At 50.7% G+C, this 26,729-nt stretch carries 29 protein-coding genes, 1 pseudogene and 1 other annotated feature; of the genes and pseudogenes, 19 read left to right on the top strand and 11 right to left on the bottom strand.

The genetic code is table 11. The features are described from left to right. Positions 1 to 10 precede the first annotated feature (10 nt). From OGY01_RS04480 to OGY01_RS04405, 16 genes are all read left to right on the top strand, one after another. Positions 11 to 1,843, top strand: coding sequence for a diol dehydratase reactivase subunit alpha (locus OGY01_RS04480; protein WP_200013250.1), 1,833 nt, complete (start codon positions 11 to 13; stop codon positions 1,841 to 1,843). Further along, on the top strand, positions 1,833 to 2,183 hold the full coding sequence (locus tag OGY01_RS04475; RefSeq protein WP_045444503.1) for a glycerol dehydratase reactivase beta/small subunit family protein: 351 nt from the start codon (positions 1,833 to 1,835) through the stop codon (positions 2,181 to 2,183). Before OGY01_RS04480 ends, OGY01_RS04475 begins: the two co-directional genes overlap by 11 nt. 19 nt (positions 2,184 to 2,202) lie before the next feature. Further along, on the top strand, positions 2,203 to 2,478 hold the full coding sequence (gene pduJ / locus OGY01_RS04470) for a propanediol utilization microcompartment protein PduJ (RefSeq protein WP_001057752.1): 276 nt from the start codon (positions 2,203 to 2,205) through the stop codon (positions 2,476 to 2,478). 22 nt (positions 2,479 to 2,500) lie between these two features. After that, positions 2,501 to 2,965, top strand: a complete 465-nt coding sequence (locus OGY01_RS04465) for a BMC domain-containing protein (RefSeq protein WP_045444509.1) — start codon at positions 2,501 to 2,503, stop codon at positions 2,963 to 2,965. Continuing rightward, entirely contained in the window at positions 2,965 to 3,597 is a 633-nt protein-coding gene (locus OGY01_RS04460; RefSeq protein WP_045444512.1) for a phosphate propanoyltransferase, read from the top strand. Before OGY01_RS04465 ends, OGY01_RS04460 begins: the two co-directional genes overlap by 1 nt. After that, on the top strand, positions 3,594 to 4,085 hold the full coding sequence (gene pduM, locus OGY01_RS04455) for a microcompartment protein PduM (RefSeq protein ID WP_284096987.1): 492 nt from the start codon (positions 3,594 to 3,596) through the stop codon (positions 4,083 to 4,085). Before OGY01_RS04460 ends, pduM begins: the two co-directional genes overlap by 4 nt. A 3-nt stretch (positions 4,086 to 4,088) precedes the next feature. Then, positions 4,089 to 4,364: a EutN/CcmL family microcompartment protein gene (locus OGY01_RS04450; RefSeq protein ID WP_045444518.1), complete on the top strand. Its 276-nt coding sequence runs from the start codon at positions 4,089 to 4,091 to the stop codon at positions 4,362 to 4,364. An 8-nt stretch (positions 4,365 to 4,372) separates the two neighbouring features. After that, entirely contained in the window at positions 4,373 to 5,380 is a 1,008-nt protein-coding gene (gene pduO, locus OGY01_RS04445) for a two-domain cob(I)yrinic acid a,c-diamide adenosyltransferase PduO (protein ID WP_286492506.1), read from the top strand. After that, complete coding sequence (pduP, locus tag OGY01_RS04440) at positions 5,377 to 6,762, top strand: CoA-acylating propionaldehyde dehydrogenase PduP (RefSeq protein WP_045444533.1); 1,386 nt, start codon at positions 5,377 to 5,379, stop codon at positions 6,760 to 6,762. The genes pduO and pduP overlap by 4 nt, the downstream gene beginning before the upstream one ends. 10 nt (positions 6,763 to 6,772) lie before the next feature. Next, positions 6,773 to 7,885 carry a 1-propanol dehydrogenase PduQ gene (locus OGY01_RS04435; protein WP_045444536.1) on the top strand — a complete coding sequence of 371 codons (1,113 nt, stop codon included), beginning with the start codon at positions 6,773 to 6,775 and terminating at the stop codon, positions 7,883 to 7,885. Then, positions 7,882 to 9,237: a cobalamin reductase PduS gene (gene pduS, locus OGY01_RS04430; RefSeq protein WP_286492505.1), complete on the top strand. Its 1,356-nt coding sequence runs from the start codon at positions 7,882 to 7,884 to the stop codon at positions 9,235 to 9,237. Before OGY01_RS04435 ends, pduS begins: the two co-directional genes overlap by 4 nt. A 2-nt stretch (positions 9,238 to 9,239) precedes the next feature. Further along, positions 9,240 to 9,794, top strand: coding sequence for a propanediol utilization microcompartment protein PduT (gene pduT / locus OGY01_RS04425; protein WP_003030201.1), 555 nt, complete (start codon positions 9,240 to 9,242; stop codon positions 9,792 to 9,794). Further along, positions 9,794 to 10,144: a propanediol utilization microcompartment protein PduU gene (gene pduU, locus OGY01_RS04420; RefSeq protein WP_032939586.1), complete on the top strand. Its 351-nt coding sequence runs from the start codon at positions 9,794 to 9,796 to the stop codon at positions 10,142 to 10,144. The genes pduT and pduU overlap by 1 nt, the downstream gene beginning before the upstream one ends. A 4-nt stretch (positions 10,145 to 10,148) precedes the next feature. After that, positions 10,149 to 10,601, top strand: a complete 453-nt coding sequence (gene pduV / locus OGY01_RS04415; RefSeq protein WP_045444543.1) for a propanediol utilization protein PduV — start codon at positions 10,149 to 10,151, stop codon at positions 10,599 to 10,601. Then, on the top strand, positions 10,586 to 11,800 hold the full coding sequence (locus tag OGY01_RS04410) for an acetate/propionate family kinase (RefSeq protein ID WP_045444545.1): 1,215 nt from the start codon (positions 10,586 to 10,588) through the stop codon (positions 11,798 to 11,800). The genes pduV and OGY01_RS04410 overlap by 16 nt, the downstream gene beginning before the upstream one ends. Before the next feature lie 92 nt (positions 11,801 to 11,892). Continuing rightward, positions 11,893 to 12,759 carry an L-threonine kinase gene (locus tag OGY01_RS04405; protein ID WP_286492503.1) on the top strand — a complete coding sequence of 289 codons (867 nt, stop codon included), beginning with the start codon at positions 11,893 to 11,895 and terminating at the stop codon, positions 12,757 to 12,759. Positions 12,760 to 12,840: 81 nt separating this feature from the next. On the opposite strand, the gene OGY01_RS04400 is transcribed toward OGY01_RS04405, so the two are convergent. The 7 genes from OGY01_RS04400 to phsA all read right to left on the bottom strand — a co-directional run bounded on the left by OGY01_RS04400 (position 12,841) and on the right by phsA (position 20,130). After that, positions 12,841 to 13,176, bottom strand: coding sequence for a DUF496 family protein (locus OGY01_RS04400; protein WP_003834176.1), 336 nt, complete (start codon positions 13,174 to 13,176; stop codon positions 12,841 to 12,843). 238 nt (positions 13,177 to 13,414) lie between these two features. Further along, positions 13,415 to 14,473 carry an FUSC family protein gene (locus tag OGY01_RS04395; protein WP_045444553.1) on the bottom strand — a complete coding sequence of 353 codons (1,059 nt, stop codon included), beginning with the start codon at positions 14,471 to 14,473 and terminating at the stop codon, positions 13,415 to 13,417. Positions 14,474 to 14,580: 107 nt separating this feature from the next. After that, positions 14,581 to 15,048: a DNA gyrase inhibitor SbmC gene (gene sbmC, locus OGY01_RS04390; protein ID WP_048221134.1), complete on the bottom strand. Its 468-nt coding sequence runs from the start codon at positions 15,046 to 15,048 to the stop codon at positions 14,581 to 14,583. 124 nt (positions 15,049 to 15,172) lie between these two features. Continuing rightward, complete coding sequence (gene dacD / locus OGY01_RS04385) at positions 15,173 to 16,345, bottom strand: serine-type D-Ala-D-Ala carboxypeptidase DacD (protein ID WP_045444560.1); 1,173 nt, start codon at positions 16,343 to 16,345, stop codon at positions 15,173 to 15,175. A 154-nt stretch (positions 16,346 to 16,499) separates the two neighbouring features. Beyond that, complete coding sequence (gene phsC / locus OGY01_RS04380) at positions 16,500 to 17,267, bottom strand: thiosulfate reductase cytochrome B subunit (protein ID WP_286492501.1); 768 nt, start codon at positions 17,265 to 17,267, stop codon at positions 16,500 to 16,502. Next, positions 17,264 to 17,842: a thiosulfate reductase electron transport protein PhsB gene (gene phsB / locus OGY01_RS04375; protein WP_045444566.1), complete on the bottom strand. Its 579-nt coding sequence runs from the start codon at positions 17,840 to 17,842 to the stop codon at positions 17,264 to 17,266. The genes phsC and phsB overlap by 4 nt, the downstream gene beginning before the upstream one ends. A gap of 14 nt (positions 17,843 to 17,856) precedes the next feature. Beyond that, positions 17,857 to 20,130: a thiosulfate reductase PhsA gene (gene phsA, locus OGY01_RS04370; protein WP_286492500.1), complete on the bottom strand. Its 2,274-nt coding sequence runs from the start codon at positions 20,128 to 20,130 to the stop codon at positions 17,857 to 17,859. A 398-nt stretch (positions 20,131 to 20,528) separates the two neighbouring features. Here phsA and sbcB point away from each other — a divergent pair, with 398 nt between their 5' ends. Further along, positions 20,529 to 21,953 carry an exodeoxyribonuclease I gene (sbcB, locus tag OGY01_RS04365; protein ID WP_200013259.1) on the top strand — a complete coding sequence of 475 codons (1,425 nt, stop codon included), beginning with the start codon at positions 20,529 to 20,531 and terminating at the stop codon, positions 21,951 to 21,953. Positions 21,954 to 22,032: 79 nt separating this feature from the next. On the opposite strand, the gene plaP is transcribed toward sbcB, so the two are convergent. From plaP to OGY01_RS04345, 4 genes and pseudogenes are all read right to left on the bottom strand, one after another. Further along, positions 22,033 to 23,391 carry a putrescine/proton symporter PlaP gene (gene plaP / locus OGY01_RS04360; protein ID WP_045444576.1) on the bottom strand — a complete coding sequence of 453 codons (1,359 nt, stop codon included), beginning with the start codon at positions 23,389 to 23,391 and terminating at the stop codon, positions 22,033 to 22,035. Continuing rightward, positions 23,381 to 23,443, bottom strand: coding sequence for a membrane protein YoeI (gene yoeI, locus OGY01_RS04355; protein WP_101706264.1), 63 nt, complete (start codon positions 23,441 to 23,443; stop codon positions 23,381 to 23,383). Before yoeI ends, plaP begins: the two co-directional genes overlap by 11 nt. 161 nt (positions 23,444 to 23,604) lie before the next feature. Continuing rightward, positions 23,605 to 24,595: pseudogene (locus tag OGY01_RS04350) on the bottom strand (LysR substrate-binding domain-containing protein). A 41-nt stretch (positions 24,596 to 24,636) separates the two neighbouring features. Next, positions 24,637 to 25,461: an SDR family oxidoreductase gene (locus tag OGY01_RS04345; RefSeq protein ID WP_286492499.1), complete on the bottom strand. Its 825-nt coding sequence runs from the start codon at positions 25,459 to 25,461 to the stop codon at positions 24,637 to 24,639. A gap of 174 nt (positions 25,462 to 25,635) precedes the next feature. Between OGY01_RS04345 and hisL the strand changes: the two genes are divergently transcribed. Together hisL and hisG are read left to right on the top strand one after the other, a co-directional pair. Then, the gene (hisL, locus tag OGY01_RS04340; protein WP_100250077.1) at positions 25,636 to 25,683 is read left to right on the top strand and encodes a his operon leader peptide; all 48 of its coding nucleotides are present in this window, start codon (positions 25,636 to 25,638) and stop codon (positions 25,681 to 25,683) included. Beyond that, positions 25,659 to 25,781 (top strand) — a sequence feature (His leader region). It overlaps the preceding gene by 25 nt. A 47-nt stretch (positions 25,782 to 25,828) precedes the next feature. Next, positions 25,829 to 26,728 carry an ATP phosphoribosyltransferase gene (gene hisG / locus OGY01_RS04335; RefSeq protein ID WP_045444584.1) on the top strand — a complete coding sequence of 300 codons (900 nt, stop codon included), beginning with the start codon at positions 25,829 to 25,831 and terminating at the stop codon, positions 26,726 to 26,728. The last annotated feature ends 1 nt before the right edge of the window (position 26,729 follow it).

Raw genomic sequence — 26,729 nt, 5'->3', positions numbered from 1 at the left:
GGAAAATACGATGCGATATATAGCTGGCATTGATATAGGCAACTCATCAACAGAAGTCGCTCTCGCCACTCTGGATGAGGCTGGCACGCTGAGCATTACCGACAGCGCACTGGCAGAAACTACCGGAATTAAGGGCACATTGCGTAATGTGTTTGGTATTCAGGAGGCGCTTACGCTTGCGGCAAAAAATGCAGGCATCAATGTCAGCGATATTTCGCTCATCCGTATTAACGAAGCCACTCCAGTCATAGGTGATGTGGCGATGGAAACGATCACCGAAACCATCATCACCGAATCGACCATGATCGGCCACAACCCCAAAACGCCTGGCGGCGTGGGGTTAGGTGTTGGCGTCACGATTACACCGGAAGAGTTGTTAACCCGTCCGGCTGATATTCCTTACATCCTGGTGGTGTCATCAGCATTCGATTTCGCCGATGTCGCCACCATGATTAATGCCTCTGTTGGCGCAGGATATCAATTATCGGGCGTTATTTTGCAGCAGGACGATGGCGTTCTGGTCAGTAATCGCCTGAACAAACCGTTACCTATCGTTGATGAAGTGCTCTATATCGACCGTATCCCATTAGGGATGCTGGCCGCCATTGAGGTCGCCGTTCCAGGCAAGGTTATTGAGACACTTTCCAACCCATACGGCATTGCGACAGTTTTTAACCTCGACGCGAACGAGACCAAAAATATTGTCCCCATGGCACGCGCGCTGATTGGCAACCGCTCTGCTGTTGTGGTGAAAACACCGTCAGGTGATGTGAAAGCACGTGCAATTCCGGCCGGGAATATTGAACTCCAGTCACAGGGACGTACCGTTCGCGTCGACGTCGCCGCTGGTGCCGAAGCGATTATGAAAGCAGTTGGTGAATGTCCAAAGCTTGATAACGTTACCGGTGAAGCTGGAACCAATATTGGCGGCATGCTGGAGCACGTACGCCAGACCATGGCTGAATTAACCAACAAACCTAGCCATGAAATCTTCATTCAGGATTTGTTGGCTGTTGATACCTCAGTTCCCGTCAGCGTGACGGGCGGACTGGCCGGAGAGTTTTCGCTGGAGCAGGCAGTTGGAATTGCCTCAATGGTGAAATCAGATCGCCTGCAAATGGCGATGATTGCCCAGGAGATCACACAAAAGCTCAATATTGACGTCCAGGTTGGCGGTGCTGAAGCCGAAGCAGCTATTTTAGGTGCTCTCACTACGCCAGGCACCACCCGTCCGTTGGCCATTCTGGATCTCGGCGCGGGTTCTACAGACGCCTCCATTATTAATCCCAAAGGCGAAATTATTGCCACACATCTGGCGGGGGCAGGCGATATGGTCACGATGATTATTGCCCGCGAACTGGGGTTGGATGATCGATATCTCGCAGAAGAGATCAAAAAATACCCGCTGGCAAAAGTTGAGAGCTTATTCCACCTTCGCCACGAAGATGGCAGTGTTCAGTTTTTCCCTACCCCCTTGCCACCAACAGTATTTGCACGCGTTTGTGTGGTGAAACCTGATGAACTGGTGCCATTACCAGGGGATCTGGCACTGGAAAAAGTCAGAGCCATTCGCCGCAGCGCGAAGGAGCGAGTCTTTGTCACTAATGCGCTGAGAGCGTTACGTCAGGTCAGCCCAACCGGCAACATTCGCGACATCCCCTTTGTGGTTCTGGTCGGAGGATCCTCTCTGGATTTTGAAGTACCACAACTGGTTACGGATGCGTTGGCGCACTATCGACTGGTAGCGGGTCGAGGCAACATCCGGGGTACTGAAGGTCCCCGCAATGCGGTCGCGACAGGGTTGATCCTCTCCTGGTACAAGGCGTTCGCTCATGGAAAGTAATCTCACCGCACCAGCTATCGTGATCTGCACCGTAGGGGACTGCACCTCACGCTGGAATGACGTATTGCTGGGTATTGAAGAGGAAGGGATCCCCTTTGTTATACGGGAAACCCATTCTACCGACATTATCCACAACGCATGGCTAGCTGCATGCCAATCGCCGTTGCTCGTCGGCATTGGATGCGATCAGGAAAAACTGGTTGTGCACTACAAAAACCTACCTACATCAGCACCACTTTTTACGCTGATGTATCAACAAAATAGCCACGATCGTCGGAGCATTGGTAACAACGCTGCGCGGCTGGTTAAAGGCATCCCTTTCAGGGAATGCCACTCATAACCCACAGGAGAAAAGCAGTATGAATAACGCACTGGGACTGGTTGAAACAAAAGGGCTTGTCGGCGCTATTGAAGCCGCTGATGCCATGGTGAAATCCGCAAACGTGCAGTTGGTTGGCTATGAAAAAATCGGCTCTGGCCTGATTACGGTCATGGTTCGTGGCGATGTTGGCGCGGTTAAAGCTGCAGTTGATGCAGGGAGTGCTGCAGCCAGTGCTGTTGGCGAGGTGAAATCCTGCCACGTTATCCCGCGTCCACACAGCGACGTTGAAGCTATTTTACCTAAGTCCGCGTAAGCCGTAGCAAAAGGAGCACAGCGTGAAGCAATCACTGGGATTACTTGAAGTTAGTGGTCTGGCGTTAGCCATCAGTTGCGCGGACGTCATGGCGAAAGCCGCATCCATCACGCTGGTGGGTCTCGAAAAAACCAACGGCTCAGGCTGGATGATGCTCAAAATCATCGGTGATGTGGCCTCCGTTCAGGCGGCCATTTCCACCGGTGCCAGCTTTGCAGAACTTCGGGATGGCCTGGTCGCTCACAGAGTCATTTCCAGACCTGGGGAAGGCATCCTTTCCCACAGTGTCATGACAGAGCCTGAGCCAGCCCCCGAGCCAACACCAGCCGTGGCGGAAGAAGAAGTAACTGTGGAAAACGTAATCTCCGAAGCCCCCCAAAATGCAGAGTTAATTAGCTGCAATCTGTGTCTTGACCCTGCCTGTTCGCGTCAAAAGGGAGAGCCTCGCTCACTTTGCCTGCACTCCGGCAAACGAGGTGAAGAATAATGGATAAACAGCTACTGGAAACAACCGTCAGCAAAGTACTGGATGAAATGCGCGAACGCCCTATTCCGCTGGGGATCTCTAATCGCCATATCCATCTTTGTGCTGCAGATTATGACCGCCTGTTCCCAAATCAGCCTATTAGCGAGAAAAAAGGGTTGTTACAGCCAGGGCAATACGCGGCAGACCAGACCGTAACGCTTGTGGGACCCAAAGGTCAGTTAAAAAATGTGCGTTTACTTGGGCCACTGCGTAGCACCAGCCAGGTCGAAATTTCACGCACTGACGCGCGCACGCTGGGTATAGCTGCGCCGCTACGCATGTCAGGCAATATCCAGGGTACGCCAGGCATTCGTCTTGTCAGCCCTTTTGCCGAACTGGACTTAGCATTCGGGGTAATTGTCGCCCAGCGCCATATTCATATGTCACCACTTGATGCGCTGATCCTGCGTGTCTCACATGGCGATAAAGTCTCCGTGGCCATCAATGGCGACGAACGCAGACTTATTTTCGATAACGTCGCCGTTCGTGTTTCACCCGACATGCGTCTTGAGATGCATATCGATACTGATGAAGCCAATGCCGCGGGTGCTGATAATCCACAGGCATTTGCCACACTGGTGGCCTCACGATGAACAACGAACTGCTGCAACGCATCATTGAGGAGGTTGTTTCCCGATTAAAAAAACGCGCGGAAAGCACACTCTGCGTGAGCGTCGCGCAGTTACGGGAAGTTGATACCCGGACGGTATGTTGTCAGTACTCAACGCTGCACATCCTGCAGGTAGATCTGTCTTTGCTGGCACAAATTGCTGAACACGACGCGTCCTGCGAGTCAGTAGTAACGATCCACGAAGCACTGGCCTGCGGAGTCCGCGTGAAGATATCACTGCAACATCGACTGTTACCGGCGATCCCCGTGAGGAAACTCGCCCGACTGCCGGTGGAATTCAGCGATGAGCACGGACAAAACATCATTCTGCATCCCGAAACACTTTTAAGTTATGCCGACGTAGCCCGGTTGAAGGATGGGTTTCTGGTAATACGCCGTCGATGTGTCGTTACCGCATTGGCTCAGGAAGCAGTCAATACGCGGAATGTCCAATTAATTAAGCAGGAGTGAACCATGCATCTGGCACGAGTTACAGGCGTCGTGGTTTCCACGCAAAAGTCGCCATCACTGGTCGGAAAAAAACTTTTGCTGGTACGTCGGGTATGCGCCGATGGGGAACTTCCCGCCTCCCCTGTGAGCGGGGATGAAGTCGCGGTTGATTCTGTAGGTGCAGGAACCGGCGAACTGGTATTACTCAGCAGTGGTTCCAGTGCCAGACACGTTTTTTCCGGCCCAAATGAGGCTATCGATCTGGCCATTGTCGGCATTGTCGACACGCTTTCTCGATAGGAGGAACTATGGCGATTTATACCCGAACTGGCGATGCCGGTACCACAGCACTCTTTACCGGGCAGCGCGTCAGTAAAACGCATCCACGCGTTGAAGCATACGGTACGTTGGATGAACTCAATGCTGCGCTGAGTCTGTGCGTCTGCGCAGTGAAAAGCCAACAACACCAACTCTTACTTGAACAAATTCAAGTGCAGCTCTTTTGGTTTAGTGCGGAACTTGCCAGCGAAAGCGAACAGCCGACGCCAGAACAGCGTTACATCAGCTCGGAAGAAATTGCGGCCCTGGAAGCCGCTATCGATACCGCTATGGGGCGAATCCCCCCACTGCATAGCTTTATTTTACCGGGCCGCTGCGAATCTGCGAGCCGTCTACACTTTGCCCGTACGCTTGCCCGCCGCGCAGAAAGACGGCTTGTCGAACTCTCAACAGATGTCTCTATCAGACATGTGCTGATGCGGTATATCAATCGCCTGTCCGACTGCTTATATGCACTCGCTCGTGCCGAAGATCATGACGCCCATCAGGCCGACATCATTCGGAAAGTGACTGAGCGCTATCTGGCTACAACGCAAACAATAACCACAAATGAGTCTGCAATGTCTTTATCTTTCCAGGAACTTCATCAACTGACTCGAGCCGCGGTAACACGGGCAGATGAACTCAAAGTCCCTGTCGTTATCAGCATAGTTGATCCTAACGGGACACTAACGGTGACCTGGCGCATGCCCGATGCATTGCTCGTGAGTAGCGAACTTGCACCGAAAAAAGCCTGGACCGCCGTTGCGATGAAAACCGCCACTCATGAACTGAGTTCTGCGGTACAACCGGGAGCCGCACTTTACGGTCTGGAAAGCCATATGCAGGGAAAAGTCGTCACTTTTGGTGGCGGCTACGCACTATGGCGTGAAGGTTTACTACTTGGGGGTCTTGGCATCAGCGGAGGAAGCGTTGAGCAGGATATGGACATTGCAGAAACTGCCATTGCGGCGATTAACGTGAGAACACATCAATGAATACGTCAGAACTTGAAATCCTTATCCGCAACATTCTGAGTGAGCAACTCGCACCGGCAAAAACAGAAATAAAAGGAAACGGTATTTTCCCGTCCGTCGGTGAAGCGATAGATGCTGCCCATCAGGCCTTTTTGCGTTATCAGCAATGCCCGCTGAAAACCCGTAGCGCCATCATTAATGCACTACGGGAAGAACTGACACCGCATCTTGGTTCGCTGGCGGCAGAGAGCGCGGCAGAAACGGGGATGGGCAACAAAGAGGATAAATTCCTCAAAAATAAGGCGGCGCTGGACAACACCCCAGGTATCGAAGATCTGACGACAACGGCCCTGACCGGTGACGGTGGCATGGTGTTATTTGAATATTCCCCGTTTGGCGTAATTGGCTCAGTCGCCCCCAGCACCAACCCAACGGAAACCATTATTAACAACAGCATCAGTATGCTGGCCGCAGGAAACAGCGTTTATTTCAGTCCGCACCCGGGCGCTAAAATGGTCTCACTTAAGCTGATTGCCATGATTGAGGATATTGCGTTTCGCTGTTGCGGGATTCGGAATCTTGTCGTCACGGTCACAGAACCTACTTTTGAAGCTACCCAGCAGATGATGGCCCATCCTAAAATCGCAGTGCTGGCGATCACCGGTGGCCCTGGCATTGTTGCTATGGGCATGAAAAGTGGGAAAAAAGTTATTGGTGCAGGTGCGGGTAATCCTCCATGTATCGTTGATGAAACCGCCGATCTGGTGAAAGCAGCGGAAGATATCATCAACGGCGCATCCTTTGATTACAACCTGCCCTGCATTGCAGAGAAAAGCCTGATTGTTGTTGATGCTGTTGCCGAACGGCTGGTTCAGCAAATGCAGTCTTTTGGTGCGGTGCTTCTGAACTGCGAAGAGATCGACAAATTACGCGCCGCCTGTCTGCCTGAAGGGATAGCCAATAAGAAACTCGTAGGGAAAAGTCCCGCAACATTACTGGAAGCTGCGGGTATACCGGTTCCGGCAAAAGCACCCCGCCTGTTGATTGGTATCGTCAGCGCTGACGATCCGTGGGTCACCAGCGAGCAATTGATGCCAATGCTGCCAATCGTGACGGTAAATGATTTTGACAGTGCGTTAACGTTAGCCCTGAAAGTTGAAGAGGGACTGCATCACACTGCCATTATGCACTCACAGAATGTTTCACGTTTGAATCTTGCCGCCCGCACGCTTCAGACATCTATTTTTGTGAAAAATGGCCCCTCTTACGCCGGAATTGGCGTGGGTGGTGAGGGCTTCACGACCTTCACTATCGCCACACCGACCGGTGAAGGAACAACGTCTGCGCGAACTTTCGCACGCTCTCGTCGTTGTGTGCTGACAAACGGTTTTTCAATCCGCTAACGAGGCCGTAATGAATAGCTTTTCACTACAAACCCGATTGTACAGCGGCCAGGGAAGTCTGGAAGTGCTCAAGCGCTTCACAAATAAGCATATCTGGATCATCTGCGACGGTTTTCTGGCGCGCTCACCTCTGATTGACAAGCTGAGGAGTGCCCTGCCAGCGGATAATCGCATCAGCGTTTTCAGTGACATCACTCCCGATCCAACCATCGGTACGGTAGTTCAGGGGATTGCGCAAATGCACTCCCTGCAACCGGATGTTGTTATCGGCTTTGGTGGAGGCTCAGCGCTTGATGCTGCAAAAGCTATCGTCTGGTTCAGCCGACAGTTTGGCATCGAAATAGAAACCTGTGTGGCTATTCCAACCACCAGCGGCACAGGTTCTGAAGTGACCAGCGCTTGTGTGATTAGCGATCCGGATAAAGGTATTAAATATCCATTATTTAATAATGCTCTGTATCCAGATATGGCGGTACTTGATCCGACCCTGGTCGTCAGCGTGCCGCCAGCCATCACTGCAAATACCGGGATGGACGTACTGACGCACGCGCTGGAAGCTTATGTTTCAACGAAGGCCAGCGACTTCACCGATGCTCTCGCAGAAAAGGCGGCACAAATCGTCTTCCAGTATCTGCCCGTCGCGGTCAGTAAAGGCGATTGTCTGGCAACACGAGGAAAAATGCACAACGCCTCGACACTTGCCGGAATGGCTTTTAGCCAGGCAGGACTCGGGATTAATCACGCGATAGCCCATCAGTTAGGCGGTCAGTTTCATCTGCCTCACGGCCTTGCCAATGCGCTAATACTGACTCCGGTCATTCAGTTTAACGCTCGAGATCCACGGGCAGCAAAGCGGTACGCCCGATTTGCGAAAGCCTGTCACCTGTGCCCGGATAATGCTAACGATACAGCGGCACTCAATGCGCTAATTCATCATATTGAGCTGCTCAAAAAACAGTGTGCGTTACCCTCTTTTATTGACGCGCTTAAAGACGGAAAGCAAACCTGGTCACAGCGAATACCGTTGATGGTTCAGGCCGCGCTGGCTGATGTCACGCTGCAAACTAATCCTCGCGTAGCCAACGCCAGTGCCATCCAGGAACTGCTTGAGGAATTATTATGAATACAGCCATGACGGCAGAACCCACTCTTTATGATGCGCAAACGATACGCGATCGCGTTCGTGCTGCGGGTGTGGTGGGAGCAGGAGGCGCAGGGTTTCCTGCGCACGTCAAACTCCAGGCTCAGGTTGATACGTTTCTGGTGAATGCAGCAGAGTGCGAGCCAATGCTGAAAGTTGATCAGCAATTAATGGCTCTGCAGGCGGCCCGACTGGTCCGTGGCGTGCAGTATGCAATGAAAGCCACAGGGGCCAGTGCAGGCATAATTGCTCTTAAAGAAAAGTATCAGAAAGCTATCAAAGCCTTAACACCTCTCCTGCCTGCTGATATCCGGTTACACATGTTGCCTGATGTTTATCCAGCTGGTGACGAAGTTCTGACGATATGGATGGCAACCGGACGACGAGTCCCCCCTGCCGCATTGCCGGTCAGCGTCGGTGTAGTCGTCAATAACGTCCAGACCGTACTTAACATCGCCAGAGCCGTCGAGCAACAGTATCCCGTTACGCGTCGTACGCTGACCGTCAACGGCGCTGTAGCCAGGCCCGTAACCATGACGGTCCCTATCGGAATGTCTTTACGTGAAGTACTGGCCCTGGCTGGCGGATCCACCGTCGATGACCCTGGATTCATCAACGGTGGCCCCATGATGGGTAGCCTGATTACCTCCCTGGATACGCCGGTGAGCAAAACGACAGGCGGCCTGTTGGTTCTGCCAAAATCCCATGCGCTTATTCAACGGCGAATGCAGGATGAACGTACCGTACTTTCGGTGGCAAAAACCGTTTGTGAACAGTGCCGTTTGTGTACGGATCTGTGCCCAAGACATTTGATCGGCCATGAACTATCGCCTCATCTACTGGTCCGCGCGGTTAACTATCAGCAGGCCGCTACACCGCAATTGCTGCTCACTGCCCTGACCTGCTCAGAATGCAACGTCTGTGAAAGCGTTGCATGTCCGGTAGGCATCTCACCGATGCGTATTAATCGCATGCTTAAACGTGAGCTGCGTGCGCTAAACCATCGTTATGAAGGGCCACTCAACCCTGCTGATGAAATGGCGAAGTATCGCCTCATCCCGGTTACACGACTCATTACCAAACTGGGTCTAAGTGACTGGTACCACGACGCACCGATAGCACCGACAGATTATTCAACAGATACAACGACGTTGCTGCTACGCCAACATATTGGTGCCAGCGCCATCCCTTGTGTGCAAAAAGGGGAACGAGTTGTTCGTGGCCAGTGTGTTGCCGATGTGCCAGCAGACGCATTAGGCGCCCCTGTTCACGCCAGTATTGACGGTATTGTCAGCGAGATAACTGATCAATCCATCACGGTAATTAGAGGTTAACCATGTCTCAGGCTATAGGTATTTTAGAACTCACCAGCATTGCCAAAGGGATGGAAGCCGGCGATGCCATGCTCAAAAGCGCGAATGTGAATTTACTGGTCAGCAAAACCATCTGTCCGGGCAAATTTTTACTCATGCTCGGCGGCGATGTTGGCGCTGTGCAACAGGCTATCGCCACTGGCACATCGCTTGCAGGTGATATGCTCGTTGACAGTCTGGTATTGCCAAATATTCATGCCAGCGTTCTGCCAGCAATCAGCGGTCTTAACAGCGTTGATAAACGTCAGGCGGTTGGGATTGTAGAAACCTGGAGCGTAGCCGCGTGTATCTGTGCCGCCGATCGCGCAGTTAAAGCCTCAAATGTCACGCTGGTACGGGTACATATGGCATTTGGCATTGGAGGCAAATGCTACATGGTGGTCGCGGGTGATGTTTCCGATGTGAATAACGCCGTGACGGTAGCCAGCGAAAGCGCAGGTGAAAAAGGACTGCTGGTCTATCGCTCTGTCATCCCGCGTCCGCATGAAAGCATGTGGCGACAAATGGTGGAGGGATAATGGAAAGGCAACCGACGACGGATCGCATGATCCAGGAATACGTACCGGGAAAACAGGTCACTCTGGCACATCTCATCGCCAATCCGGGTAAAGATTTATTCAAGAAACTGGGATTACAGGACTCGGTTTCAGCTATTGGGATTTTAACCATTACACCAAGTGAAGCCTCAATTATTGCCTGTGACATCGCCACCAAATCCGGTGCAGTTGAGATAGGTTTTCTTGACCGTTTTACCGGCGCAGTCGTCCTGACAGGTGATGTTTCAGCGGTTGAATATGCGCTAAAACAGGTTACCCGCACGCTGGGCGAAATGATGCGTTTTACCGCGTGTCCCATTACACGGACTTAACACCATGAAACGCATAATGCTAATTGGACCCAGCCAGTGCGGTAAGACATCACTTACTCAATGTATGCGTGGTGAAGCACTTCATTACCAGAAAACTCAGGCCATTGTCTGGTCTCCTGCAGCAATAGACACACCGGGTGAATATATTGAGAACCGGTGCCTGTATAGCGCACTGCTGGCCAGTTCCTGTGAAGCCGACATTATCGCTCTGGTACTCAATGCTGATGCACCCTGGTCACCTTTTTCGCCTGGTTTTACTGGCCCGATGAACAGACCTGTTATCGGTCTGGTGACCAAAGCTGATTTAGCTAATCCGCAGCGTATTTCCCTCGTCGAAAACTGGTTGGTGCAGGCTGGAGCGCAAAAAGTCTTTATCACCAGCGCAGTGAACAATACCGGAGTGGATGAGATGTTCATTTTTCTGAATGCAAAGGAACCTTCATGTCTCACAAGATAATGGCTATTAACGCCGGCAGCTCTTCGCTGAAGTTTCAGTTACTGGCCATGCCGCAGGGTGAAATGCTGTGTCAGGGGTTGATCGAGCGTATCGGCATGACTGACGCACAGGTCACCATCAAAACACCAGTAGAAAAATGGCAGGAGATTTTGCCCGTTGCCGACCATCGGGATGCGGTAACCCTGTTACTGGAAAAACTGCTCAGCCATAAAATTATCAACAGTCTGGATGACATTGACGGTACGGGACATCGCGTTGCGCACGGCGGGGAATCTTTTAAAGATTCTGCCCTGGTGACCGAGGAAACACTGGCAGAAATCGAGCGTCTTGCAGAACTGGCACCGTTACATAACCCGGTTAATGCGCTCGGCATTGCTGTATTTCGCCAATTGCTGCCAAAAACGCCTGCTGTTGCCGTTTTTGACACCGCTTTCCATCAGACACTTGATGAGCCTTCTTTTATTTATCCCCTGCCCTGGCGGTATTACTCTGAGCTGGGAATTCGTCGCTACGGTTTTCATGGCACCAGCCATAAATATGTCAGCGCCGCACTGGCTGAAAAACTGGGTGTTCCTCTCAGCGCCCTGCGCGTTGTGTGCTGTCATCTGGGTAACGGGAGCAGTATCTGCGCCATCAAGGGCGGGCTGTCGGTTAATACATCAATGGGCTTTACCCCACAATCGGGCGTGATGATGGGCACTCGTAGTGGTGATATCGATCCGTCTATTCTGCCGTGGATTGCGATGCGTGAAGGCAAAACACCTCAGCAGCTCAATCAGTTACTCAATAATGAGTCAGGTTTGCTGGGTATTTCTGGCATTTCACCTGATTACCGTGACGTTGAACATGCTGCTGATAATGGAAACCATCAGGCAGCACTTGCGCTAACGCTGTTTGCCGAACGTATTCGGGCCACGATTGGTAGCTACATTATGCAAATGGGCGGTCTGGATGCACTGGTATTTACTGGTGGTATTGGCGAGAACTCTGCACGTGCCAGGGCCGCCATTTGTCGCAATCTGAATTTCTTAGGTCTGGCCGTTGATGAAGAAAAAAATCAGCGTAACGCGACCTTCATTCAGACAGAAAACGCGATGGTCAAAGTGGCCGTGATTAACACTAATGAAGAGCTAATGATAGCGCAGGACGTGATGCGAATAGCGATAGCAGAAACTGTGACATTGGACATCCCGGCCTAGTATTGCCGCACTGCAAATTGCGGCAAATCATGGTAATAGCGCGATCGCCATGACACTATGCGCCGAGGATTGCTGATCACAAAGGTGAAGACGTGGCTGTTGCGCAATGTCCCGCATCATGCGGAGAACTTATCCAGGGCTGGATTTTGGGCAGTGAGAAATTGGTCTCCTGCCCGGTTGAATGGTATAGCACCGTTGAGATCAGTTCAGGTTCACCGTTGACAGATGAGCGTCCCCTCTCTCGGGCGATGGTTGACCGGTTGTTGCAGCACTGGCAATACCCGGCACATGTCAGCCAGGATATCCGGATAGACATCCATTCAACAATCCCCATCGCCAAAGGTATGGCCAGCAGCACGGCGGATATTGCCGCCACGGCAATTGCTACGGCGCATCATCTGGGCCATCCGTTAGATGAATCGACACTGGCACAGCTTTGCGTTTCACTTGAGCCTACTGACAGTACCGTTTTTCGCCAGTTAACCCTTTTCGATCATAACGACGCCTCCACACAAATTGCCTGTGAAGCGCAACCGCAACTCGACCTGTTAGTTCTCGAAAGCCCGGAAACGTTACGTACAGCAGACTATCATCGTATTCCTCGTCAGTCAGGATTACAGGCTGGCGCCCCTGCACTTAAGCGTGCATGGGAAAAAGTTCAGGAAGCCTGTATTAATCAAAACCCCTACAGAATGGGCGAAGCGGCAACACTAAGCGCAATCGCCAGTCAGTTGTTGTTGCCAAAACCCGATTTCGACTCACTATTGGCGCTGGTAGAAGAATGTGATTTATACGGAGTGAATGTCGCGCACAGCGGCAGCGTTGTCGGCCTGATGTTGGACAGAAAACGTCACGATGTTGATTATATCAAATGGATGCTGGGGCAGAAGAAGCTGACAAGGCACTGGCCGGAACAGCATTTGCTAAGGATGGTAACTGGTGGGGTCGAGTTACAATAAGGGCCGCACCGCAGCCCTTATCATTATATACCTGTCATACTTCAATTTTCCCTGAAACCTGAAGGTTCAGGGTATAAAACGTTACTCTGCTTTCGCTTCGCCGTTTTTCACTTCGCCCATGGCTTTCAGCTTTTTAGAAATATCGCGACGCTCTTTTGAGATCTCAGCGTTTTTGATGATGTAATCATCCACGCGATCTTCGTAGTCACTTTTCATGCTGGCAATAATGCCCTGGATCGCTTCGACGCTCATGCCCGGCTTGATGTAGTCACTCAGGTTGTCCAGCAGCAGAACGCGTTTCTGGTTGTCACGGATCTTTTTCTCAACGTCCTGGATTTCACGTTGCAGTTTGTTCTTACGACGGAACAGACGAACAAATTCCAGCACGTCCTGGAAAGAAGGCTTGGTAGTTTCCATTTTTACACCCCTGATAATGTGAGATTCGGATTCGTTTAAACAACGGCTAAAGTGGGTCAACATTACTTTCATGCCCGCCATACTTCAAGTTGCATATGCATTGACAATACATGGTTGAAACCTGAATTATCGAGGGTAAAGCCATTGCAGTTAACAATGGTTTTAGCCTTTTTCAGTATCATACCCTTAATCCTTGCTGAATCGAAGCAGCAGGATAATCAATCCCCTCATCTGCTCTTTATTTGCGCAAAGCGCGACAGATTAAATGTGAGAGCAACTCCAGTTGTCGTGCCATTTCCATGTTCAGCCAGACATAGCCGTGAATGGGAGTCTCAGCGACATTATCGCCTTTATGCTCATCAATGAGCTTACGCAGCTCCGCTACGGTATCGTTGAGTTTTTCCGTATTGGCAAGCACTGGCTGCGGATTACCTTCATACAGAGCATGAGTTATCGTCAGCAATGCCTGTTGAGTTCTGAGCTGTGTTTCACGCAGCGTATGCGCATTCAGCATCACAAAGTGGCTGGTACGCGTTGCCCAAAGCGCATTAATTTGCAACTCGAGCATGCAAACCAGATTACGGTTAACAGTTTGAATAGCCTCAAATATAGACTTTTGGATATGCGTTTCTTTGCTGGCCGGGACGATGAGCCCGCGCATTTTGACAACGTCACTCAACAACTGCTGTAAATGTTTCTCCAGACGGGGTTGTTCGAGCAGGTTAGGCGACAGAGCAGCCTGGTACACGCGATTATACCCTGTAACACAATGCGCAAGTTGAATACGCCAGTGTATAAAAGCGCGTTGTGGCCAGATGCCGGTAAACAGCATCGCCAGTAGCGAACCCAGGATAACGTCACCACCACGCCAGAGTGCCGTATTCATATCGCCAGCAGGAGCTCCCACGACAACGGCAAGCGTAATGCCAATCAGCAGAGCCTGATAGGGCTTTTTGCCTAGAGCCAACCAGCCGCAGAGAAACATCGCCACCGCACACCATATCAACATTAACGGTAGTGAAAAGAGTTCCAGCCGCAGAGCCACCAGCCCCAGCACAGAGCCCAGAATCGTCCCACCAATGCGCTCAAAAGCCCTGGGAACCACATTACCCCAAAATGAAATAGGCCCCATGATCACGACCAGCGTGATTAGAGGCCATGTACCTTCAGGGATGTTCAGCAGCCGGACCAGCAGAAAAGTGAGAAGAAACGCCAGCGCAATGCGAATACCATGCACAACACGATAATGACGATACAAACGAATTTCAAAAGGACTCAGCGACTTATCTGCACGCACTCATGCACTCCGTCAGGGAATAGCAAAGAACGGAATTGTACCTGCTTTTTCAGTGAAAATATCACTGTAATGGTCAGGACTTTCATCCTGATTTACACAAAAAACAGTTACTTCGACTGCACTGGCACATACATTTCAATGTCCCAGTAACCATCTTCCGTACCATTGTTCATATAAATTTCAAAACAAGGTCTGGCCGATATCTGATACGTTGAGTCCTGCAACAGGAGATTAAAAAACTGATACCACGGTGTCGCAAAATCATGATTCTCAACGCGTGCAACGGCAACTGCATATTCACCACCCGCCAGTTCAGTCAGAGTCACTCCTTCACTGTTTTGTGGGATCACGAAACTATCAGGGACGGAAACTACAGTATCACAGCGGAGTTTATCTGCCGGAACAACGTCCGGGTTGTCGTAATAGACGGCAATCCATTCCAGCGGTGCGATATTCTTACTATCGACCCACATCATTAACTGCTCAAAGCCCTGCTTTACCGTTTGTTCCCACGGTCCCACCATGTGAAAGCCGGCAATCCTGCGTTTTTCTACCTGCCTGATCTCATACTTCATATAGCCTCCATAATTACACTGTGTTTATATACAGTATAATTATTGCTTATTACGACAACAAGGAAACAGTGTTCATTATGTGAGCAGATTCGCACTCTTGCCAGTCAGAACCACAAGCAATTAATTACACTTTATGGTGAAAATAATCGCTCAGACGAGAAAACATGCCGCCTTCGCCAACTGACTCCAGCGTCATCAGCGGCCAGTGTGCCACGAGCTGATCTCGGTCATAGAGTTCAATTTCACCCACGCGTTGATGCGCAGCAATAGGGGCAACCAGTTCTTTCTTATCAAGCACATACTTTGCTTTAATGTTTTGAACTTCCGTTTTCGGCAGTGCCATCCAGAAATCCTGCTCAGTACCCAGGCTAATTTTTTCTTTATCGCCATACCAAATCCGCTCAACACCTACCTGCTTACCGCTACGCAAAATCTGCACTGTGTCGAAGTTTTGCTGTCCCCATAGCAACAGTTTGCGCGCCTGATCTTCGCGCCCTTTCGCACTCTCAGCGCCCATGACAACGGCAATCAAACGGCGCTGTCCATCAACAGCAGATGCGATTAGATTAAATCCGGCACCAGACGTGTGCCCCGTTTTCAACCCATCGACATTCATCGTCTTATCCCACAACAATCCGTTACGGTTCTGCTGCGTGATGCCATTCCATGTAAGGCTTTTCTCACTATACATATGGTAAAAATCAGGCTCTCCATGAATGATTGCCCGGGATAGCACGGCCAGATCGTAAGCAGAACTGTGCTGACCTGGCGCATCCAGTCCGTGTACCGTTTCGAAATGCGTGTCCTGAAGCTTTAGCTTTTTCACATAGCTGTTCATCATGTCGACAAACTGTGGCTGTCCACCGGCAATGTAATCAGCCAACGCGACACAGGCATCATTACCAGAATCGACAATTAAGCCGCGGCTTAAATCACGCACTGAAACACGATCGCCTTCTTTCAGGAACATTAATGATGAGCCCACGAATACCGGATTATCTTTTGCCCAGGCATCACGTCCAACGGTAACAATATCGGTCGGGCTGATGCGGTGGCTGTCGATTGCGCGATCAACAACATAACCTGTCATCAGTTTGGTGAGGCTGGCGGGGTTGCGCTGCTGGTGTTCATTACCTGCGGTAAGAATTTGGCCCGTGGTGTAATCCATAAGCACCCACGCCCCGGCATTTATGGCTGGAGGCTGGGGAGCAAAACTGGTGACATCCGCCGCAAAGGCGGACGAAAAACTCATCGCGAACAGAGAAGCGGCAACAAACAAACGGCATTTCAACAGCATGTCCTCAGGAATAGGAGAAATAGCCGTTCTTTTTACGGAAGTTTAGTCGAATAGACAGGGATAAATTGCAAGAAAATGTGACATAAAGCACATTTTCTTGCGGGGTGATATGGGTGTTAAATGTACGCATCGTGCGCGATGCGTACTAGATTAATTACCCTTTACGTGGCTGCGCTGCTGTGTGATGACTACGATGACGATGATAGCCATCAATCATGCTACGAAATATTTGTGTCGGCGTGTCGCCTAATGTGCACAGGTAAATATGTGCACAAATAAACAGAATGCCAACAATCGCTAACGCCATGTGCAGCACTAACATTACCGGACCTGCTCCGATAACCTGCGGGTAAAGACACAGCAAACCGGTGATGATTAATAACGGAACCAGCGCATACATAATGGCCAGATATGCCAGTTGTTGCAGAGGGTTAAATTTATTATCCGCCGTAGCCGCAAAGGGATGCGCTTCGCCTTTCATGATCCCATACAGATAAAAGCGCGTTTGCAGCAAGCAGCGCGAAATCAGCCCGTTAAATTTCACACGGTAGTGACAGCCATTACCGCTGGTTGCGTTTATCAGCACAAAGCCAACCCAGAAGGCGAGCAATGCAAAGCCACACCAGGTATGCACCTGCACCATTAAGGCCACAGGGCCGACAGAAAAGTGACCAAATAAGCCGCTCAGCAGAAGCAGGATGAATAACAGTGCATTCCCCCAGTGCCAACGACGGACTGCTAACGAATAGAGGTAGTCACGATGCTCTTCTCCGCCTGCCGTTTTGGGTGCCAGCATCCGACGCAACAGTGCATGTGCGATCAGGCCAATAATCATCATCAGAATGATAACACCTGCATAAATGAGCCACAGCGGCCAGTAATCCGGCGCATAATTAAGCTCTGCTCCCCAGATAGCATTCATACTTTCCCCTCCTGATGGATCTCTTTACGTCGATAAAGACTCACCTCGCCACTTCGTTTTTCCTGCTGGCGATAAACCGCTTTTTGATTAATCCAGTGCTGAATTTCCGGGTCATCGCGGCGGCCAAATTTCAGCGCATCCGTCGGACAAACAGAAACACATGCTGGTGATTGTCCGGCATCCAGGCGGGTATCCGAGCAGAAGTTACATTTGTCAGCGATTCCTGTTTGCGGGTTAAGGTAGCGCACATGGAACGGACAAGCGGCGACACAATAGTCGCAGCCAATACAACGCGATTTGTCGACTTGTACAATGCCATTCTCATCACGGTAAGACGCGCCGGTCGGGCAGACGCTGACACAAGGCGCATCTTCACAATGCTGGCAGGAGACTCGCACAAACTGAAAATGAGACAGAACCTGAGGCTCATTTTCCGGTGAACGGATCTGCACCTGCAGCCGGCTGTAACCCTCGGGTACATCATTAAGTACTTTGCAGGCAACCGTACACGCCTGACAGCCAATACAGCGTTTCTCGTCATGCAGCATGACATAGGGGTTTGTTGAATGATTCATGATGTTCTCCTTTCTCATGCCCGACTCAGCGTAACGCCAGCAGTGTGAACCACCGTCCCGGAAACCGGACTGGTCACATGCGGAAGTAAATTACCGCAGTGAATACCATGCGTTGTCGCAGCCGTCCTGGCCCCGGCCTTGGCGCCAAATCCCATATAGACGAACAGCGTATCGGGTCGAATACCAGCTGTTACCAGCGCCTTACCTTTCTCTTTACCCGTCGCGTTTTCCAGCCAGATGTCGTCCCCGCTTTTGATCCCTTTTTCTTGTGCTGTTTTCGGGTGTATCCATACTGCGTTATCCCACATCAGCTCACTAAGCAGAGGAACATATTGCGTCGCACCGTTTGTGTGAACCGCCACTTTGCCCTGGATAAAATAGAGTTCGTTATCCCCCTTAAGCGCAAAATTACGGGCTCGCGGGCTACCGTAGCCGGGTAGTAATGTCTCCAGCTCTTCGGAAAAAAGTTCGATTTTTCCTGACGGGGATTTGAATCGGAGTTGCTCGCCGTAAGTGCCGTCGCTGTCAACTGCTACCGCAGCGGGATACTGTGCCGTAAACTGGCGTACCATTTCAGGTTCGCGCAATAACAATGGGATGCCCCATTCGCGGTATCCCTTCTGGCGCAGTTCAGCAGATAAAGCATGGTCGCCATTCAGTTGATATAACTGCCGTGTTTGCATATCTTGCCACGGATAAAATTGTCCCAGCCCTAACTGTTCTCCCAGCTCTTTCCAGATCTGCCAGCTCGGACGCGCATCGCCAACAGGCTCAACAACCTGCTGACGCAGCGCATAGGCCGGATTTAGCCCGGACATATCAGAAACCTCTTCATCGCGCTCGAGGTAGGTACACTCCGGAAGCAGATAATCGGCATACGCCGCACTTTCGCTTAAATAAACATCACAGCTGACCACAAGATCCAGTTGTTCAACGGTTTTGACCAAATCGGGTCGGCAGGTTACGGTTTGAAAAGGATTATGTCGGGACATAATCCATCCCTTCACCGGATACGGTGTCTGATTTAACACGGCATCGATAATACTCTGCACAACCCCACCGCCCGCCGCGATGTACTTAAACTGCGGCGCGACCATATCAATACGTTGTGCTGCAGGTTTCGCCAACTTGGCATCAGGTTTCGCCAGCACCGGGGCGACTTTTTCACCAGCCAGTTTGTTGTAGGTGGCGGCATTTTTTTTCTGGTACATACCACCTTCACGTTCAATATTCCCCATCAACACATTGAGGGTGAAAATCATCCGCCGCATGTCGATCTCTTCCTGAGAAAACGTCGCACGGTGGCCCGGACTAACGATGGCGTGAGGCGCACAAGCTGCCATTTCCCGGGTAACGCGGGTAATGACATCCGCAGGCACATCGGCCAGTTTTTGCGCCCATTCAGGGGTAGTCTCTTGTACTGCCTCGACCAGTTGCGCAAATCCCGTGGTGTAGCGTTCAACAAACTGTGCGTCATAGAGCTTTTCTTTAATCATGACGTGGCACATGGCCATAAGCACCGGTAAATCACCACCAGGTTTGATCGCATGCCATTCATCCGCTTTACTGGAAAACACGGACAAACGAGGATCGAAGCTGACCATCTTCGCTCCCTTCTCCTGCGCGGTCATCAGTTCATGCGTGTCGGCAACCTCAATGCCTTCATACAAGTTATGACCAAAGGAAACCATATAGCGGGTATTGGCAATATCCATTGCTAAATCGCCCCCCATCATCACCTTAGCGGCAATAGATTTTCCTGCGGGACATGTTGAGGCGTGAGTGAAGGTATTAGGCGAACCAAAGGCCGTCGCCAGGTGAAATAAATGGCCGGAAAGCGAACCTGATTTAGAAGAGAACACAATGCCCTGGGGACCATACTGCTCTTTTATGGCACCCATTTTTTCAGCAATTTCTTTATAAGCCTGTTGCCAGCTAATGACCTGCCATTCACCGCTACCGCGGGGGCCGGTACGCTTCATCGGTTTAACGATACGATGTGGGTCGTTGACCAGGCTGACACCACTTCCCCCTCGCGCGCAAACTCGCGTACCTTGTTGAGGCGCATTGGGATTACCCTGGATAAAAACGGTTTTATTATTAATAACTTGTGCTTGAATTGGGCAACGAAATGAACACATTTCGCACAGACTTGGCGTGAGCGCTGTTTTTCCTTTAATGCTCTCAGGCGAATTTCGCGCCAGTGCACCAGGTGGGAAACTTCCTATTGCGCAAGCAGAGCAACCAATCCCCACTCCTCGCAAAAAATTACGCCGACTAATGCTCATATAACCTCCTGTTATTAGATATATCCAATGATTATATGGCGTTTAAATTATTAGTTTTTAACATCACTCACATTTCATTACACTAAACCACCATTAATCATTAGAAATAAAAGCCTTTGTTTATAAAAGACTTTTAAAATTTCCAAAACACAACAATTAACCGTAAAAATAACAATAATTGTTCGCAATCAGATTTTTCTAAACACCAGCCTTCAGGAAAATTTATTCCGGTAATTTCCTTTAAAACTAAAAAAATAATTTATCTCATTTAATCAGCTCTTGTTTATCTCAATTTTAATGCGGCCAGTACCCAGGAATGATAATCACTTTGCTGATTACCGCGCTCATTTTTGGTATTCTTAGAAAAGCGCTAAATTGATCCCGGACATAACTGAACAATGAATGACGGCAAGCAGCACCCAACTTTTCTCTTCCACGATTACGAAACCTTTGGCACCCATCCGGCGCTGGACAGACCCGCACAGTTCGCAGCTATCCGCACAGATAGCGAGTTCAACATTATTGGTGAACCTGAAGTCTTTTATTGCAAGCCTGCAGACGATTATCTGCCACAACCAGAGGCGGTACTGATCACCGGTATTACGCCGCAGGAAGCGCGTGAAAAGGGAGAGAATGAGGCTGCTTTTGCTGCACGTATTCACTCGCTGTTTACCGTGCCGAAAACCTGTATCCTGGGCTATAACAATGTCCGCTTCGATGATGAAGTGACACGCAATATTCTGTATCGCAATTTTTACGATCCTTATGCCTGGAGCTGGCAACACGATAATTCACGCTGGGATTTACTGGATGTGATGCGCGCATGTTATGCACTGCGTCCAGAAGGGATTAACTGGCCAGAAAACGACGACGGTTTGCCCAGCTTCCGGCTTGAACATTTGACCAAAGCCAACGGCATTGAACATGCCAATGCCCACGATGCGATGGCAGACGTCTACGCGACTATTGCAATGGCACAACTGGTTAAGTCACGTCAGCCGCGCCTGTTTGACTATCTTTATAGCCATCGTAATAAGCACAAACTGACCGCCCTGATTGACGTTCCACAAATGAAACCCCTGGTGCATGTCTCCGGCATGTTCGGCGCATGGCGAGGTAACACCAGTTGGGTCGCTCCGCTCGCCTGGCATCCGGACAATCGCAACGCGGTTATCATGGTCGATTTAGCCGGTGATATTTCTCCTCTGCTTGAGCTGGACAGCGACACTCTGCGCGAGCGCCTGTACACGGCTAAAGCCGACTTGGGCGATAACGTGGCGGTACCGGTAAAACTGGTGCACATCAACAAATGTCCGGTGCTGGCGCAAGCCAATACACTCCGCCCGGAAGATGCCGATCGCCTCGGGATTAACCGTCAGCATTGTCTGGATAATCTTAAAGTCCTGCGCGAAAACCCGCAGGTCCGCGATAAAGTAGTGGCCATTTTTGCCGAAGCCGAGCCTTTCGCCCCATCAGATAACGTGGATGCCCAACTGTATAACGGTTTTTTCAGTGATGCCGACCGCGCCGCGATGAAAATCGTTCTGGAGACCGACCCGCGTAATTTACCGGCGCTGGACATCACCTTCGTCGATAAACGCATTGAAAAACTGCTGTTTAATTACCGCGCCCGCAACTTCCCCGGCACGCTGGATGAAACCGAACAACAGCGCTGGCTGGAACATCGCCGCCAGGTGTTCACTCCAGAGTTTTTGCAAAATTACGCCAATGAACTGCAGACACTGAGTCAGCAGTACGCTGATAACAAAGAGAAACTGATGCTGCTGAAATCGCTCTGGCAATACGCTGAAGAGATTGTGTAAAACGCAGACATAAAAAAACCGGAGAAAATCTCCGGTTTTTAATTATGCGCCGGGCAAACCGGCGCAGAAAAGTCAGTTGTTATGCAACATCTTCGTACTGCGGTACCGGGTTGCGGAAACTTTTGGTCACGCAAGCCAGGTAAATCAGACCAATACCAGCCCAGATCAGACCCAGAACCATAGAGCTCTCTTCCAGGTTCACCCACAGCGCACCAACGGTCAGCGCACCGCACATCGGCAGGAACAGGTACTGGAAGTGGTCTTTCAGCGTCTTGTTGCGCTTCTCACGGATCCAGAACTGGGAGATCACCGACAGATTAACGAAGGTAAACGCCACCAGCGCACCAAAGTTAATCAGCGCCGTTGCCATCACCAGGTCAAAGTTGATTGCCAGCAGGGCAATCGCCCCAACCAGAATGATGTTCATGGACGGAGTACGCCATTTCGGGTGCACATAACCGAAGAAACTTTTCGGGAAGACACCGTCACGCCCCATCACATACATCAGACGCGCTACGCCTGCATGCGCCGCCATACCGGATGCCAGTACGGTAATGGTGGAGAAAATCAGTGCGCCAACCTGGAAGAACTTACCAGCTACATACAGCATAATTTCTGGCTGCGAAGCATCCGGGTCCTTGAAGCGCGAGATATCCGGGAAGTACAGCTGCAACAGATAGGTGGAGACAATAAAGATCAGGCCACCAATCAGCGCGGTCAGGAAGATAGCACGTGGAATTACGCGCTCGGCATCTTTGGTTTCTTCCGACAGGTTGCTGATGCCGTCAAATCCTGTAAAGGAGAAGCACAGAATCGTCGCACCGGTGATCATCGGAATAACGTGCGCATCGCCTGACCAGAATGGACGGGAACTCACCAGCGTACCAGCACCTTCGCCCTCAAATACACCGTAAACCACCATGCCCAAAATGACCGCAATCAGCACAACCTGCAACACCACAATCACGGTATTGAAGTTAGCGACGGATTTGAGACTACGCAGGTTGAATGCCGTCATAAACGCCACCAGGGCGATAACAAATACCCACGACGGAATCGAAGGCACGAGGGCTTCAAAGTAAATTTTTGCCAGCAGAATGTTGATCATCGGCGCGAACAGGTAATCGAGCAGAGAAGACCAACCCACCATAAAACCTACAGTAGGACTAATAGATTTCTGGGCATAGGTGTACGCAGAGCCAGCAGAAGGGTAACGACGTACCAGCTTCCCGTAGCTCAGCGCTGTAAACAGAATGGCGACCAGGGCGAAGGCATATGCCGTCGGCACGTGACCGTCTGTGAGGCCCGAAACGATACCAAATGTATCGAACAGCGTCATCGGCTGCATATAGGCAAGGCCCATCATAACAACCGGAACCAACGTAAGCGTTTTACGTAATTCCACGCGAGAGGTGTTTGGAGTAACGTTATGCGACATGGTCATTCCCCTTTACGGTGAACACCGTCGCGTAAGCAAAAAATTGCCCCATTTTTATGGATTCCTCAGCGACAACAACTGTCGGTTTTTAGTAAGTATCTATCCGGTACGAAGCCCGGCCTCTTTTATGAATGATTGGTTTGATGCAAAAAAATAACCGACGCGTATTAAAACGTCGGTTAATGTCATTTTTTGCAAGCGGCGTATTTTGCACTAAAGTGGGGAGAAATAACAAGAGAATGAGGCTACTGTATAATAATATTTTTTCTTAACTGTTTGATTTATCGGCAACCGTTTTTACATAGACACCCGCAATAGCACTATTTGCTAAAATCTCATCCCGCCACCAGACGCTTGCTAATCCAGAGGTCTGTTCATTCCAGCCAATCCACACCGGCTCAAACATAATTTGCGCGACCACTTTCTTCTCAATAAGCGCGCCACTGTCCAAAAATCGCTGTGCCAGATAACGCGGCATATAGCCACACCCCAGGCCACTAATTTGCAATTCCAGCTTGGTCTTAAAATCGAAAACAGTAATAGCTTCCTGATCATCAAATAACTGAGTTCCGGACGAATTCGCAGAATGCGCATTATCATTATCTCCCACAACGATAGCGCGATACCGTTTGATGGTTCGGCGATTCAATGGTTCTTCTTCCTGCGCCAACGGATGATGGGGAGCGACCACAAAAACCTGCTCAAGATCGCCTAAACGCGCAAAACCGAATTCGCTTGCCGAGGGCGGTTCGTGCATCGCACCGACTATAATATCTGCCCGCCCCTGGGTAAGAGCATCCCAGGAGCCTCCCAGCACGCCGTTAATAAATTTAAGGCGAGTCACACTGTGATGTTGGTAAAAAGATTCGATGAGCGGGGCAAGAAGCGAAAAGGGAAACGTATCATCCACACCGATAACCAGTTGGTTTTCCCAACCCTCATGCAGTTTGATCGCCTGTTTTTCAAGTTCGCGGACGGTGTGCAGTACCTCCCTCCCCTTTTCCAGCAGCATCTGACCGGTACGGGTAAATTTCGCCCGATGTCCGCTACGATCCAGCAACTGAATATTGAGGTCGCTCTCCAGCTTATGGACGGTATAGCTCAGCGCCGACGGCGTCTTAAACAATTTTGCCGACGCCGCCGCGAAGCTTCCCTCTTTCTCTAACGCATCAAGGATGATCAGAACGTCCAGCAGTGGTTTCATACTCGCCCCCTGGCGGTATACAGCGGCACTCTGCTGGTCTGTCATTCCATCGGCATCACCAGCGGATCAGGATACTGGTACTCGAACCCAAGCTCATTACAAATGCGGTTGCCATCAATGACTTTACCTTTACCGTTATCCACACTGTCCCGGAAAGTTGGCGGCTCCATACCCAACAAACGAGCCATCTGGGTATAGAACACATTACGTGCAGGATGCATAGGCGCACATATATTATAGATGTGTCCCCCCTTAGGTGCCTGTAACAACAAGGTGATTGCCGAAACAACATCATCCAGATGCACCAGATTAACCCCGTGTTGTCCGTCAGGAGCCGTTTTACCCGCAAAAAAACGGCCAGGGTGTCTTCCCGGTCCAACTAACCCGGCCAGACGCAGAATATCGACCGAGGTCCCCGGCAGGTTGTGCAGCCAGTCTTCCAGTTCTTTCAGAACGCGACCGCTTGCCGTAACCGGATTACGCGGCGAGCCCTCTTTTACCATCCCCTGTACATCGCCATAGACCGACGTAGAGCTGGTAAAAATAATCCGCGGAATACGATACGCCAGCGCACTGTCGACCAGTTCCTGCATCGCCTGCAGATAAAAATCCTCACCAGGACCGCTCCGGCGCGCGGGCAGCGTAATCACCAGCGCATCGGCGTCCATTAACGCATCAAGATCATCTGGCTCACAGACCAGTTCAGGCTCCAGGCGTAACGAGTAGCTCTCAATACCGCTCATTCGGGCCGCTTCTACACCATCCAAAGTGGTTTTGCTGCCGGTGACCTGCCAGCCTCTCGCCGCCAGCGACATGGCTAACGGCATGCCTAACCAACCTAACCCGACAATTGCGACCTTTTTCATGCCTTCTCTCCTGACTTTTGGCCTATAACTCAAGGCTACGCCAGCCCACGGTGGCTGACAATTCATAGTATCAATATGAAATGAATTAATGATCAAAAAAAGCCCTTGCTTTCCGTGGCTGAAGTGGTTTAGGTTAAAAGACATCAAATGAATAAGCATTCATCGAGAAATTTTATGACACGCGCTCAATTTAAACACCATCACCACCATCATCCTGACTAGTCTTTCAGGCGATGTGTGCTGGGAGACATTTAAATCTTCCAGTGGTGCATGAGCGTATGAGAGAGCCCCCGGAAGAATTCTTCCGGGGGCTTTTTTTTTGGCGCGCAACCCAGACCGATTCAGACAGGATAACGAGGAACAGAGAATGTTAGACAACACCCGTTTACGCATAGCTATGCAGAAATCAGGCCGTTTAAGCGATGATTCACGCGAATTACTGGCCCGCTGTGGCATTAAAATTAATCTTCACACCCAGCGCCTGATTGCGATGGCAGAGAATATGCCGATTGATATTCTCCGCGTGCGTGATGACGATATCCCGGGTCTGGTAATGGATGGCGTCGTGGATCTTGGCATCATTGGTGAAAACGTTCTGGAAGAGGAACTGCTCAACCGACGGGCACAGGGCGAAGATCCACGCTACTTTACACTGCGTCGACTGGACTTCGGCGGCTGCCGTCTCTCGCTGGCTACCCCCGTTGACGAAGCATGGGACGGCCCGTCAGCGCTGGATGGCAAACGTATCGCGACCTCTTATCCGCACCTGCTCAAACGCTACCTCGATCAAAAAGGCGTCTCGTTTAAATCCTGTCTGTTAAACGGTTCTGTTGAAGTCGCGCCGCGTGCCGGACTGGCCGATGCTATCTGTGATCTGGTTTCAACTGGCGCCACACTGGAAGCCAACGGCCTGCGTGAAGTGGAGGTCATTTACCGTTCCAAAGCCTGCCTGATTCAACGCGATGGCGAGATGGCTGAAGCCAAGCAACAGCTGATTGATAAATTACTGACCCGCATTCAGGGTGTTATCCAGGCCCGCGAATCCAAGTACATCATGATGCACGCTCCAAGCGAACGTCTGGAAGATGTCATCGCTCTGCTTCCGGGTGCTGAACGCCCAACCATTCTGCCGCTGGCGGGCGATCAGCAGCGCGTGGCAATGCACATGGTCAGCAGCGAAACCCTGTTCTGGGAAACCATGGAAAAACTGAAAGCGCTCGGTGCCAGCTCGATTCTGGTACTGCCGATTGAGAAGATGATGGAGTAAT

The sequence above is a fragment of the Citrobacter sp. Cm038 genome, assembly GCF_030333105.1.
Classification (GTDB): domain Bacteria; phylum Pseudomonadota; class Gammaproteobacteria; order Enterobacterales; family Enterobacteriaceae; genus Citrobacter; species Citrobacter murliniae.
Note: the sequence above shows the minus strand (reverse complement) of the source record. Positions and strands in the feature narration are given on the sequence as shown.